The organism is Paenibacillus sp. 32O-W (genome assembly GCF_007679495.1).
GTDB lineage: Bacteria > Bacillota > Bacilli > Paenibacillales > NBRC-103111 > Paenibacillus_L > Paenibacillus_L residui.
This window is the reverse complement of the sequence record NZ_VEGP01000097.1, coordinates 1-13,163: the sequence shown is the minus strand read 5'-3', so window position 1 is coordinate 13,163 and position 13,163 is coordinate 1. Positions and strand designations below refer to the sequence as shown.

The 13,163-nt window shown below is 46.0% G+C and carries 15 protein-coding genes and 1 pseudogene; 11 read left to right on the top strand and 5 right to left on the bottom strand.

Going from position 1 to position 13,163, the window contains the following annotated elements; translation table 11 throughout:
• Positions 1 to 86: 86 nt before the first annotated feature.
• Complete coding sequence (locus FS806_RS23760) at positions 87 to 971, bottom strand: aminotransferase class I/II-fold pyridoxal phosphate-dependent enzyme (RefSeq protein ID WP_144941647.1); 885 nt, start codon at positions 969 to 971, stop codon at positions 87 to 89.
• Positions 972 to 1,132: 161 nt separating this feature from the next.
• Here FS806_RS23760 and FS806_RS23755 point away from each other — a divergent pair, with 161 nt between their 5' ends.
• Together FS806_RS23755 and FS806_RS23750 are read left to right on the top strand one after the other, a co-directional pair.
• Entirely contained in the window at positions 1,133 to 1,345 is a 213-nt protein-coding gene (locus tag FS806_RS23755; RefSeq protein ID WP_144941645.1) for a hypothetical protein, read from the top strand.
• Positions 1,346 to 1,411: 66 nt separating this feature from the next.
• Positions 1,412 to 1,900, top strand: coding sequence for an HPP family protein (locus FS806_RS23750; RefSeq protein WP_260982237.1), 489 nt, complete (start codon positions 1,412 to 1,414; stop codon positions 1,898 to 1,900).
• Here the strand turns inward: FS806_RS23750 and FS806_RS23745 are convergent.
• Entirely contained in the window at positions 1,897 to 2,376 is a 480-nt protein-coding gene (locus FS806_RS23745) for a GbsR/MarR family transcriptional regulator (protein WP_144941641.1), read from the bottom strand. The two genes, FS806_RS23750 and FS806_RS23745, sit on opposite strands and share 4 nt — an antisense overlap.
• 8 nt (positions 2,377 to 2,384) lie before the next feature.
• Entirely contained in the window at positions 2,385 to 2,978 is a 594-nt protein-coding gene (locus FS806_RS23740) for an alpha/beta fold hydrolase (protein ID WP_260982236.1), read from the bottom strand.
• Between the two features lie 100 nt (positions 2,979 to 3,078).
• Between FS806_RS23740 and istA the strand changes: the two genes are divergently transcribed.
• The 7 genes from istA (at position 3,079) to FS806_RS23710 (ending at position 9,263) form a co-directional block, all read left to right on the top strand.
• Entirely contained in the window at positions 3,079 to 4,632 is a 1,554-nt protein-coding gene (gene istA, locus FS806_RS23735; RefSeq protein ID WP_144941637.1) for an IS21 family transposase, read from the top strand.
• Positions 4,633 to 4,634: 2 nt separating this feature from the next.
• On the top strand, positions 4,635 to 5,387 hold the full coding sequence (gene istB, locus FS806_RS23730; RefSeq protein WP_144941635.1) for an IS21-like element helper ATPase IstB: 753 nt from the start codon (positions 4,635 to 4,637) through the stop codon (positions 5,385 to 5,387).
• A 673-nt stretch (positions 5,388 to 6,060) separates the two neighbouring features.
• Entirely contained in the window at positions 6,061 to 6,252 is a 192-nt protein-coding gene (locus FS806_RS26400; RefSeq protein ID WP_222126760.1) for a hypothetical protein, read from the top strand.
• A 1-nt stretch (position 6,253) separates the two neighbouring features.
• Entirely contained in the window at positions 6,254 to 6,631 is a 378-nt protein-coding gene (locus FS806_RS23725; RefSeq protein ID WP_260982235.1) for a MerR family transcriptional regulator, read from the top strand.
• 12 nt (positions 6,632 to 6,643) lie between these two features.
• A complete protein-coding gene (locus tag FS806_RS23720; protein WP_144941633.1) occupies positions 6,644 to 7,456 on the top strand; it encodes an NmrA family NAD(P)-binding protein in 813 nt (270 codons plus the stop codon).
• 282 nt (positions 7,457 to 7,738) lie between these two features.
• Positions 7,739 to 7,987 (top strand): hypothetical protein, encoded by a 249-nt coding sequence (locus tag FS806_RS23715; protein WP_186328517.1) that lies wholly within the window; start codon positions 7,739 to 7,741, stop codon positions 7,985 to 7,987.
• 262 nt (positions 7,988 to 8,249) lie between these two features.
• Positions 8,250 to 9,263, top strand: a complete 1,014-nt coding sequence (locus tag FS806_RS23710; RefSeq protein WP_186328519.1) for an AI-2E family transporter — start codon at positions 8,250 to 8,252, stop codon at positions 9,261 to 9,263.
• A gap of 83 nt (positions 9,264 to 9,346) precedes the next feature.
• Here FS806_RS23710 and ucpA read toward each other — a convergent pair whose 3' ends face one another.
• Positions 9,347 to 10,138: an SDR family oxidoreductase UcpA gene (gene ucpA / locus FS806_RS23705; protein WP_144941629.1), complete on the bottom strand. Its 792-nt coding sequence runs from the start codon at positions 10,136 to 10,138 to the stop codon at positions 9,347 to 9,349.
• 444 nt (positions 10,139 to 10,582) lie between these two features.
• Positions 10,583 to 12,109, bottom strand: coding sequence for a DDE transposase (locus tag FS806_RS23700; RefSeq protein ID WP_144941627.1), 1,527 nt, complete (start codon positions 12,107 to 12,109; stop codon positions 10,583 to 10,585).
• Positions 12,110 to 12,300: 191 nt separating this feature from the next.
• On the opposite strand from FS806_RS23700, the gene FS806_RS27165 reads away from it, so the two are divergent.
• Both FS806_RS27165 and FS806_RS23690 read left to right on the top strand, forming a co-directional pair.
• Entirely contained in the window at positions 12,301 to 12,429 is a 129-nt protein-coding gene (locus tag FS806_RS27165) for a MerR family transcriptional regulator (RefSeq protein ID WP_397348177.1), read from the top strand.
• Between the two features lie 145 nt (positions 12,430 to 12,574).
• Positions 12,575 to 13,153 (top strand): annotated as a pseudogene (locus tag FS806_RS23690) (IS607 family transposase).
• Positions 13,154 to 13,163: the final 10 nt, after the last annotated feature.

Sequence of the window (13,163 nt, the reverse complement as noted above, 5' to 3'; positions counted from 1 at the left end):
AGCGTCTTTAGGCGCAGTTTGGCAACAGGGGGTTATACCCCAAGAGCAAACCACCCGTTGGACGGGTGGTTATGATTATGTTAAGCTCATCGCACTTCCTCGATGATTTCCTTGATCCCTTCGTTAATCTGTTCGGATCTTGCTCTGGAGACGCTAATCCTAAGAAACTTCTCCCGATCCAAATAATTCGACAAGTAAAATTGCTTTCCGCTTCTGACACGAATGTTTTTCTCCGCAAGTTTTTCGATAAGACGTTCTAGGTTGACGGTTAGCGGTATTTTGAACTGGGCGTAGATTCCGGAGAGGATGTCGGGAGTCTCGACCCAGCCTTGTGCAATATGCTGTTGGAGAGCCGCATTCAGGATTCGGATACGCTCCGCATATCGGCTCGCTATCCGATTCTTATGCCATTCGAACATGCCATTGTTCATGTAGATTTCGAGAGCGGCTTGAGACAAGAGCGATGTGCCGGCGTATCGCCGAATCATGCGGTATGTATCTACCAACGCTTCTGGGAGCACCATAGCGCCTAATCGCAGACCGGGAAAAATAATCTTAGAAAAACTCTTCAAGTAAATGACGGGTGAAGTTTGGTTGTAAGAATAAATCGGCTCGAAAGAACGCTCAATGCCCAAATCGGCCATGTAGTCATCCCCTACGACATAGACGTTATACTTACTGGCCAAACGCGAGATCGCCCTGCGTTCCTCCTGTGGAGCAAATATTTGATCTCCTGCTAAATGGGAGGCGAGTGTCCGTCGCAGCTTTACTAATCCATAGGAATCCCCGTAAGTGAATAACTGATGCTTGTAAGTATCAATCGCTTTGTTTATGCAATGTTGAAATTCCTGATACGGAAATACGACAGGGTCCGGAAGACCGGAGGAGAAATCGATGATCTCGCTTAACTCCCCCTCATTACTAATCGGGGCCGGGGCTGTATTGTTTCTTATTGCGGTTATGGGCCTCATTCGATACTTATCTTATGAATTGAGGGGAAAGTTGCCAACCATAAATGTTGGATTTTTTCGGGGGACTTTATTAACCTCCAAAATATGTGTTTACATGTTAATAAAACTATTATATAATACCCATAAAATAGTTATAGATATTAAAAGGAGGAGGTGAAACGATGAGCGGTGTGTGCCATGTTGGGGAAGTGGCGGTTCAAAGCTGGCCGGAGAACATATTATCGCGGAGAGGAACGGCGCGAGCATTTCGATTAGAACGGGTATCGCAACGCAGCAACATTCTCCACGACAAATACCAGGAATGGATACGCGAGGCCGATACATTCTTTATAGGGAGTGTCAGTGCGGAGGGGAAGATGGACGCTTATATATAAAAGAAGGGTAATTCCCAATTTACGGTAAGGAGTATGGGGAAGTTGATAAAAACGTATTTCACCAAAATGAAGGGTGCGGGAGCAAGTCCGTTAAAGGTCAATCCAAAGAATGCGCTTATGGGCTTCTTGGGCGGATTGGTTACAATTGCCCTGCTGTCCTTATTGACCGACATGACCTCCGTCGTGTGGATCATGGCACCATTCGGGGCGAGCTGCGTTCTGGCGTTCGGAATCTGGGACGCTCCGCTTTCGCAGCCTAGGAATATTATCGGTGGACATCTCGTGTCTACTCTTGTCGGCTTGTTGTTTTATCATAGCTTCGGCGAGGGCGTGTGGATTACGGGGCTGGCGGTGGGCACCGCCATTGCGGCCATGATGCTGACCAAAACGACACATCCGCCTGCGGGCGCCGATCCCATCGTAGTCATACTCGCAGGCAGCGGCTGGTCATTCTTGTTCACCCCTGTATTGACCGGATCCGTTCTGGTTGTAATCCTCGCGATCGTCATTAACAACATGCACCGCGATCGCAAGTATCCTACCTTTTGGTATTAGTTTCTTTTTAATTGTTTCCAATGAAGCAATGCTTGTTCATGGCAGGAGGTCATCGTATCGACCCATTGAAGCATATCGAGTAAGTTTCGATTAGCAGCAGAAGCAGCGTTGTTCTCGGCCGCTTTCTCGCCGAGTTCGACGATTCTTCTCAGGCTTCGAAACCCGTCGATCCTCATCTGAATGGCGCGCTCCCAGATCGATTCGCTAACGTCATAATAATCGATTCGTTCTCCGACTACCGATATTCGCTCTATCAACCCCCCCGACGCCAGCAGCCTGACGTTGGTCGAGACACTGCCTCTGCTAACCTTCAGATGGGTGGCAATCTGCTCCGCCGTCAGCGGCTGGCCCGATACAAGCATAAGTCCTAAAATCCGACCGCCGATTCGCGGAATGCCATAATCCTCGTAATATACGCCCAGTTTCTCTATAAATAACAGCTTGGCTTCATCCAATTCGAATTCTTGTGTGTGCATGATCAGAACTACTCCTCTCTAACATCGATCGACCGATCGCTCAAGAATGAAATAAGTGCCTGGTTAAATGCGGAAGGATTATCTTGATTGGAACAATGACTCGCCTGCGGGATTTCTACAAGTGTGCAGTAAGGTTCGTTAGATGCCCACGTTGCAGCGATTTTTTTAATATTGCCTGTCTCATCCTTCTCGCCATAGACGAGGAGGAGCGGTTTATTGATTCGGTAGTCTTTCTCGTAGTGCAGACATGAAGCGGTTGCTAGAAAGATTGTAACAAAATCCTTTTTGCCTATTCGATTAAATGTTTTTGTTAGATACGCTTGCACGTCTGTCTTTAGAGCACTTGCTTTTACACTTTCACGAACCAAGTGTTCCCATGGATACAAGCGGATTAACATAGGAGTTATATTCAAATAGAATGTTTCTAACCAAGACAATTTCATCGTGTTGCACGTGCAGTCAATCAGCACTAGCTTTTCTACTCTGTCCGGAAAATAAAAAACGAATTCTTGTGCCGCGTTCCCGCCCATCGATTGTCCGATAAACGTAGCTTTCTCGATGCCTTCTTTATTCATGATCGTTGCTAGTGTAACCGCTAGAATATAGTCAACAAGAATTGCTAGATAAGAATGAGCACTTTACGAACCTTCCTACCCTGAATATCATACATCTTAGAAATAATCATCATGGGTGAGGAAGAGTATGAAACGCTTAACAAGGTGGCATATGTACTTCTCTATTCATCAAATGAAAGCGAAGGGATTGAAGATTTCACAGATCGCTAGAAAACTGAAGGTCTCTAGGAACACGGTATATAAGTACTTGGAGATGAATCCGGACGAATTCAAACAATTCATGGAAGATCTCGAGACTAGGAAGAAGAAGTTAGACCCTTACGAACAACGCATCATACAGTGGTTGAAGGAGTATCCCGATCTCTCTGCTGCTCAAGTTTGGGATTGGCTAAAGGAGCACCATCCAGAAATTGAAGTTGGGGAAAGCACTGTAAGGAGCTATGTTCGGATGTTGCGTAAGATGTATGGGATTCCAAAGGAGGTGCAGCAAAGGCAATACGAAGCTATCCCCGATCCTCCAATGGGTGAACAAATGCAAGTAGATTTCGGAGAAATGAAATTGAAGAATCTCCAAGGAAATATCGTGAAGTGCTGGTTCGTTACGTTTGTTCTATCCCATTCTAGATACAAGTTCGTTCATTGGCAAGATCGGCCGTTTGTGACTAAGGATGTGATCGATGCTCATGAATTAGCCTTTACATACTATGGCGGAATGACGAAAGAAATTGTTTATGATCAGGATCACTTATTGCTTACCAGTGAAAATTTCGGAGATTTAATACTAACCCACGAATTTGCGGCTTACGTTCACCATCGAGGCTTTCAAGTCCACATGTGCCGGAAACAAGATCCCGAAAGCAAAGGTCGAATTGAGAACGTCGTGAAATACGTCAAACAGAATTTCGCACGCCATCGGGTTTTCGTCAGTGTAGACAAGCTGAATGAGGAATGTTTGGCTTGGTTAGACCGAACAGGAAATGCACTTATCCATCATACGACTAAAAAAATACCAGCCGAAGTGTTTGCTATTGAAAAGCAATCCCTTCGCCCGGTCCCAGAAAAAATAAAAAAACCTAGTAAGAGTATAACAAGGACCGTGCGGAAGGACAACACGATCTGGTATGAAGGAAACCGGTATTCCGTTCCCCTTGGGACTTATGACGGCACATCAAAAGAGGTCGGCATTCGGGTCAATGGGTTGAAATTGCAAATCTACGATGTAGACACCGGTGAGACCATAGCTGAACATAAGCTCTCGCAGCTTCGGGGGCAACTGATTCAGAACACAAATCACCGTCGGGATCGCCAGAAGGGTATTGCTGCATATCTTGAAAGCGTCAAAAAGCAGTTTCCCGATCCAGACCTTGCTTCACCTTATCTGGAAGAAATTCATCGTCTACAGCCCCGTTACACCCGTGATCAGCTTCAACTCATTCAAAAGACGCTAGATCAAGCAACGGAAGAAGCAGTGGATCAAGCTCTCCGTTACTGCATTACCAATCGACTGTACCGCGCCAGCGATTTTGCTGATGCTGTAAACCACTACTCAAAGAACAACGAAAAGTCTGCTTCCGAAAGCAGTAATGTGAAACAACTGATTGGATCTGACAGATCCAAGTGGAAAGCCAAGCCTCAAGTTCGTGATATTGAGATTTACCAACGCATTTTGGGAGGAGGTTGAACATGAACGAAACCGTAACACAGTTAAAACAAAGTTTGAGAACGCTAAATCTAACGGAGGCCGCCCAGATTGTTGATGAAAGCCTGATGGAAGCTGAAGAACACCAACGGACATGCAGTGAGTTTTTACAGCGGCTGCTCCGATATGAATTGGTTCGCCGGGAAGAGAAACAACTTGCTAGGCGGTTCAAATGGGCGTCATTCCCTGAGATTAAGACGCTTGATGAGTTCCGGCTGGAGGAACAGCCGTCCTTAAGCAAACGCCAATTTCAGCAGCTTCGTGAGCTCTTATGGCTTGAGCAGAATTACAATCTCATTCTGCTTGGGCCTCCCGGAGTAGGGAAAACGCACATAGCCATCGGATTAGGCACGGAGGCACTAAAAAACGGCTACAAAGTTAGCTTCGTGGCAATGGACAACCTAATCCACTTCCTGAAAACACAAGTGATTTCACGGTCTTCACAGTTAAAGCTCCGGCGGATCTGTTCCTCTGATCTAGTGATTCTGGATGATCTGATGTTTATGGCTATGGACCGTAATGAAGCGAATTTATTCTTTCAGTTTGTGAATAAGCTATATGGCCAAACCTCTATCATCCTTACTTCAAATAAAGGACCAGAGGATTGGGGTGAATTACTTGGTGATCAAGCGATTACGACAGCCATCCTGGATCGTATATTGCATAAGAGTGAGGTCATTCAATTAAGTGGTGATAGTTACCGTTTGAAACACCGGCAGACCATTTTCGCAAGCTAAAACTGTTCAAAATTATTAAGCGAAAATTGTTCAATAGGTCTTGACGGTTACAGCTAGATCGTCGACGACCAATGTCATACTGAAATGCTCCCCCATAGGCCTAGACAGGCCATGGCCTCTTGCGTCCCATAGCAAGATATTAAAATTGTGACTCACTGCCGCTATTTGTTCGGAAAACATCTCATGGTCGGCACCGGCACCGTGTAAAAATATGAGCCATGGGCAATTCCCGCGCTTAGAGATCCAGTAGTGGATATCACAGCCATCCTTATTCAGCACTTTATTATTGCCTATGTCCATGCGATCATCTCTTTTCAGGATTTTGTCGTTTCATTAATTTTAGTATACACTAAAACAACTGAAAGATAAAATCGCCAAAGGGAGATAGTATGGAGCCCATACGGGATTATACGATGTATGCGGCATTCTCAGGATGTTTATCTTCTGTTGGTTCGGATGGGCCCAAGAACCGCGCGATAATGGAGCTGTGGATCGGGCTGGATCCGGCGCCGCGCTGCTAGTCTGGTCTAGCGGAAGTGTACCTCAGCACACGTAATTGGGAAGCGCCGACGGCCTTGTCGGATAAGGTTGTGCACGAGACACACCTTGATACGATCATCATTGAGTTCTTATTGGCGGCGGTGGGCGCAACCTTCTTAATCAAAGTGACTACGTGTTGCCTTGGATAGCATTCATCGTCGGCATTCATTTCATCGGATTGGTCGGCATCTTCGACGATTCGGCATTGTATGTATTGGCAGCGCTGTTAACGGTCGTCGCAGGCGGCAAGAGTATTTGGAATTTCATCCTTGACCTTTACACTAATGTTAAACTTTATAATAAGGTTAGAATTCCCTTTCTGTGAGGTGATTGTTCTGAAAATAGGAAAGGTAAGAAAAATAACAGGCGTGAGTGCCCGTTCGATTCGTTATTATGAGGAAAAAGGACTGATTAAAGCCTCTCGTCGGGAAAACAATTACAGAGAATATGACGAAGGGGTGATCGAATCCATTAACACTATTCAACTTTATCTAGGATTAGGCCTGACAACTGACCAAATTCGCGACATCATCTTCTGCAAATATCCTGAACAACAAGCGCATAAAGAAAAGGACGTTTATTGCGAGGAATTATTGCATTTGTACCAGTCAAGGATGGAAGAGGTAAACCGACAAATCGCTGCATTAACCGAAGCGAAGCATAGATTGTCTGACAAAATCAATCAGATGATACAACAACGATGAGGAGGTAAGTAAATGACGATATTAGTTACTGGGGCAACGGGAACCGTAGGGCGGCATGTCGTGGACCAACTTATTCAAAAGGGGCATAAGGTACGTGCATTGACACGTAATCCGTTGAAAGCCAATCTTCCGAAAGGTGTAGAGGTTGTTACAGGTGATTTAAGCGATCCAAGTACGTTAGGTTCTGCGCTGGCGGACGTAAGCGGCATTCACTTGATTACAACAGGCGCCGAATATACTCCGTTACAGACGGGGCCTGAAATCGTTGAACTTGCCGAGAGAGCCGGGGTGCGAAGGGTTACCGTTCTATGGAATGGGGAGAAAGGCCCTTTTGAACGGGCAGTTGAGGCAAGCGGTCTGGAGTGGACGCAGCTTCAAGCCTTCGAGTTTATGGCAAATGCAAGAAAATGGGCGGACGCCATACGTTCCGAAGGGGTTGTGCGTGATCTGTTCGGCGGATCGCGAATTGCTCCTGTTCATGAGGCGGATATTGGCAGAGTCGCGTCGGTTGCGTTAACCGAGGATGGCCACGCAGGTAAAATTTACACATTAACAGGGCCGGAAAGTTTGTCGGTTCAAGATAAGGTGCGGATCATCGGCGAGGTTATCGGACGAGAAATTCAGTTTATCGAGAGCTCCGAAGAAGAACGCGAACAGATGAGAAGAATGGGGGTAGAGGAAGAAGCAATTGATTACGTAATCAGTTGGCACCTGAATCCGCCTGAATCGGCCAGTACGGTTTTGCCGACCGTCAAGGAAGTAACGGGACTCCAACCTTACACATTCGCAGCGTGGGTTAAGGAAAATGCAGATTTATTTATATAACAATGAATTTGCCAAGCCAAGCTGCTGACTCTTCTCGGCAACTTTTGTTCGTAACTGCAGAGACCATTAAATTTCGTCCGAGCTTTTCGATACTCTTTCGGGGAAATAAACTTATTGTTCGTGCCTCGGATGGCCTGCAAAATCAGTACATCGAGTATGCGGTTAGTCAGGCAGTATGGTCTAAATAGGAAGACCCCTTAGTCTTTATCAGTTTAATAGATACTGACCCCTAGTTAGACCCTGAATCTCCGCTGCAAGGCAATTGAAAGGAGAGTCCCATATATGACACAACCTACAATAACTGTCCATGGTCGTGGTTCTGCGGTTCGCGGAATGGCGTCTGGTGTGTTTTTCATGGCGTTCTTCGGTACTCTTTGGGCATGCACAGGAATTATGGGCTTGCAAGGTTGGGGAGCACCTCTGTTGTTGGTTGCCTCTGTAGCCGTATGTATTGCGCTATTCATCAGTGGCGGATCACTATTAAGCGCATCACGAAAAATAAAGGATCATGTTTCCATAACGCCGTTTTAAAGCTAGTACCACCATCGGTGAACATGAAACGATTTGAATTTTTGTATAATGTGGATTGGGATTAAGTAATATGGATAAAAAAGGAAGAATCGGGGCATACTATAGCTCCGATTGTCTTTTTTATTCGGTCTTTTGCTGTCTGAGAGATGTGGGGATATTGTCGAGAAAGAAAGAAAATTTGCGGACTGCTGGCTATCTTTGACAGGGGGCGGCGTTGTATAATAGATAAGTACTGAGAAAGCGGACGGGAGTTGTGTGTATGCTGGAGGCCAAAGCTTTATTTCAAAACAGGGGATTCCGCAGGTTCGTCATTCTGGCGACCATCGTTCTTATTTTATATGGAATTCGCAGCATCTTGGACTTGATCTTGATTACGTTTATTTTTATCTTTTTGATGAACCGTCTCCAACATTTCGTTGTGACCAATTTGAACAAGCTCTTTAAAGTCAATGATAAACTGATAGTCCTTCTGCTGTATATCGCCATCGTCTTCGGCCTGGGTGCCGGTTTGTACAAATTTTTTCCGGTCATCATTATTGAAATCTCACAGTTAATTCGCCAGATTACGGAATTTTATACACAGCCTCAGGACAACGAAATAGTCAACTATATTGTTAATGCCATTAAGGAAATTGAGCTGACCGGGTATATGGAGAAGGGCTTCGATTTCCTGTATAAATCACTTTCTAATATTAGCAAATGGGGTTTACGCATCTTTTTGGCATTAATATTGAGTCTATTTTTCTTGTTGGAGAAACAGAGAATTAAGCAATTTACCGACAAGCTGAGAACGAGTAAAATTTCCGCTTTCTACCAGGAATTGGAGTATTTCGGCAGAAAGTTCGCCGGTTCCTTCGGTAAGGTTATCGAGGTCCAGTTCATGATCGCTATCGTGAACTGCATCCTGTCAGTCATCGTTCTCTGGTTTATGGGCTTCCCCCATTTATTTGCGCTCGGCGTGCTCATATTTCTCCTGGGACTGATTCCAGTGGCGGGCGTGATCATCTCGTTGATTCCCTTGTGCACCATTGCCTTTACGATCGGGGGAATTCCTAAAGTCATCTATATATTGATAATGATTGCCGTCATCCATGCGATTGAAGCCTATTTCCTAAATCCGAAGTTCATGTCTTCGAAGACGAACTTGCCCGTGTTCTATACGTTCGTGGTTCTTATATTCAGCGAGCATTTCTTCGGTGTATGGGGATTGATTATCGGCATTCCGATGTTTATCTTCATACTGGATATTATTGAAGTGAAGGATTACAGCCGTTAACCGGTCTTCCTTTCTTAATCAAAGTGAAGATCAATAAGGCTGTCCGATAAGGACAGCCTTTTTTAAGTGCCCGAATCTGCTTGTTATACTCCTACCGATGCCGTTTCGGGCAGTGTGCTGCCTCCGTCGATAACTACCTGGGTGCCGGTAATATAACTGGATTCATCGGAGGCGAGGAAGGCTGCCAGTTCGCCGACTTCTTCGGGTTTGCCCAGCCGCTTTAACGGAATGGCGTTAGCTATTCCTTGGATGACCGAACCCGGATCCTCCGGATTGGATTCGCTGCCGATCTGCTCAGCCATCGGCGTATGAATGTATCCGGGGCATATGGCGTTGACCGTAATTCCATGCTCGGCAACCTCAGCGGCCAGCGAGCGAGTGAAGCCGATAATTGCGGACTTCGAGGTGGCGTAAGCAACTTCGCCCGGATCGGCGACCATATAGCCGGTTACCGAAGACATGTTAACAATCTTGCCGTATTTGTTCTCCTTCATATAGGGTAGTACAGCGCGGGTGACATTCCATACTCCATTGATGTTTACCCGGAAGTGGAAGTCGCGCACATCATCGCTCATTTCCGTAAACTGGGCAAGCTTGATAACCCCGGCATTGTTGACGAGAATATGTACCGCTCCATATTTCGCAGCCACATCATCAGTCGTTCGGCTAACCGCTTCCCGGTCGGTAATGTCCAGTTGATAGGCGGAAGCCCGGCCGCCAGCCGCTTCAATGGCCTGGGCCGTTTCGAATACCTTATCGTTCAGATCATACAGAATGACATGGGCGCCATGCTTTGCTAACACGGTAGCAATTCCTTTACCGATTCCCATGGCTGAGCCTGTGACAATCGCTATTTTTCCGTCTAGTTTTTTCATAGCTTGTTCTCCTCCACTTTACTGTTCTTTATAGGCTACTATACTATTATTTTACCATAGATATCCATTTAAGGATTGGGACAGATTTGTTACAAATAGGCCGAAATACCGTTACAGGGGAAATAGAACGTGGTTGAAAGTCTTGGCCTTTATGCATTTTCCAGTGTTTGCCTGATTTGATTATGATATGATAAGACTAGAGAACATGAAGGAGGGATAACAACAGCTAATCAATGTCTATTAATCTTTAGTATACTCTATAACAAATGCTCTAATGTTTTAATATAGAGGCTCGGAAATAAGCAGTCATTCTGAGTCCAATTGAGGGGTGAATAAGGCAAATATGCCGATGAAATGGTGCGTATGAAAGCTGTTTTCAAGAATGGGCATGCCAAAGAAACCGAAGTTTATCGGTTTTTAAAAAAGTATGCATTGAAACACAAGTTACGCCGCCATCAAGGCTATGGTTTCTAACCATTCCGCAACGGACGTAAGCCGGTTTTGTTTCTTCGCTTCTTCGAGCCATGCATCTGCATGCTGGCACATGGCAATGAGATAAACCCGGATGTTCCAATGACGGGAACTGCGGCCGCGGGAGGATTCTAACTTGTAGTCCACCTTCTGCCGCTTGATGCAGCGTTCGACGCCAGTTCGCAGCGCGTAGCGCTCCGTCCATTCCTTGCTGTCGCGACGAATGCGCGGAAAGAAGCGCGGGTTATCTTTCGTGGAAGTGTATACAGTTCGACCGTACTCCGATTCCGAACAGGGATGAGGACACTCCCACTTTCCAACTTTGGCCGGGCAGCGCCACTTGTTCCGGAAACTTTTTGAGTTTTTGCCCCAGTTGATCATCTTTCGACCGATGGGACAGACCGGCACGCCGTCTGTGCCAAAGGTAATATCGCCAGATACCAATTTGCCGGAACGCCTGGGATTCAGGTCGATGATGGCGGAAACATCATCATGTTCCAGCATGGTATAGATGGGAAGAGCGTCGTGGGCGGAATCCAGAATCGCTTCTCCCAGCTTCCATTGCGGGTACCAGTGACGAAGCTCGCGGTACCCGCAAACCCAAGACACCGTGTCATGTTGGCTGGCACGGAACAAACGAGGATAGACCGGCAGATTGTACGGACTATCCGCCGCGCAGAACATATACAGTGTTCTGCCGTAGTAATATCTTTCACGGTAACTGTCCCAGCCCCAATCGGCATCGGGATCGGCATATTGACGTTTGCAGTCGCACTTCCAGTTGCCTGTCTTTCGACAGTCGCAAAGGAACTTTCCGTAAGAACGAGCTCCGGTTGCTACCGGGGAGCCGTCGCCAATGACACGAAAGTTACGGGTATCGCCGAGCAAACCTTTCGCCGCAGAAGGCAGGACGAACAACGTCTGGAACAGGTGTTGCAACAGGTCATGTTCTTTTGGCGTGTAATGGATCTTCTCCTCTCGCAGGACGCGGGAGACGAGCTTCTCCGTAATCTTCGGATTTTTGGGTTCTTGCTTTTCGTTCTTCTTACCTTTCTTTCGCGGTTTCTTCAAGCGGCGTTTCCTGCGTCCCGTCTTATGTGGAGTGGATGCCTTCCAAAGCCTTCGGAAGAAGTCGTAGAAGGTGCCGACGCCGGGCGTATCGCCAGGAGCGAAGCCGCTGAGAATGGCGTAAACAGGCGTGGTGCGAAGCGCACAAACCCAATCATCCACGCTCATCCCAAGCTTGGTCATCAAAAGCGTACTGCGCAACATGTCAGAGGGATCGCGAGGTTTTCGACCTTTGGTTTTCGGGGAGTAGCCCGATCGCATCAAGGAAGCAGTTGCGGATAAATCGACAGGAGTAATCCAGAAAATCAAATCGCTGTAAAACTGTTGCAGTAGTGCTAAATCGGCAGGAGTGCCGTACTCCTTGTGAAGTTGCTCCGTCACAAAGATCAAGTAATTCTGATGAGTGCGGGAAACCAATTTCACAACAATCACCCAATTCTCAAAGAGATAGGCAGGAAAAAATGCCTTCTCGGCGATTGTTGGGGGATTTCGAAAATGTCAAGAGGAAAGTTTGTTCGCATCCCTGTTTTGGGGTGAAACAATAAAAGACCCTGGCTGAAAAGCCAGAGTCTACAACGGAAATCAATTTCCGAGAAGCTTATTAATGCTATAGAGGTGATGTAATAAAGCTGTACGGAATTGGCGACTTTTCGAAGATGATTGGCGTTACGCAGCAAACTTTGAGGATATGGGACAAGGATAAACGGCTATCGCCGTCCTTAGGACGGGCGTTGTTTACCTATGAAATATAAAAAAGCTCCTAACGAAGCCTCTTCGAAGAAGAATAACCCGGTTTTAAAGGTAGCTTTTTATGACAATTAGAAAGTTTGTTCCATTTTAATGCTTTAATGCACTTAAACTTTCTAACGTGGTAAGAACAGGTATAGATGAAAACTTATACGTATATTTAAAAAAGGAAAGCTAAAACACCATCATGTCAGCGCAGCGGATACAGGTACTATTCCCAAACACAGTTAAACGAGCTTTTACGCAAGAAAGAGCCTGTGCAGCGAATCGTCGTTGGTTACGCTCGTGTGTCTAGTCCGAAGCAGAAGACGATCTTGAACGCCAGATCGAAAACGTCAAAACGTACATGATTGCCAAGGGATATTCGTTTGAGATCATTTCGGATATTGGCAGCGGCATCAACTATAACAAAAAAAGGTTTAAACCAACTATTGGAGCTCATTCTTTCTTCCCGCGCCCGAGAAAATCGTCGTGATGTACAAGGACAGACTGCTTCGATTCGGTTATGAACTCATGGAGAATTTATGCAGCCAACTTGGAACATCAATAGAAATCATCGATCATACGGAGAAAACGGAGGAACAAGAATTAGTGGAGGACCTGATCCAAATCGTCACCGTATTTAGTTGTCAATTACAAGGGAAACGAGCGAACAAAGCGAAAAAGATGCTCAAGGAGTTGATGGAAGATGATTCTTGCGAAAAAAGTCAGAATCAAACCGACTCCTGATCAGGAACAA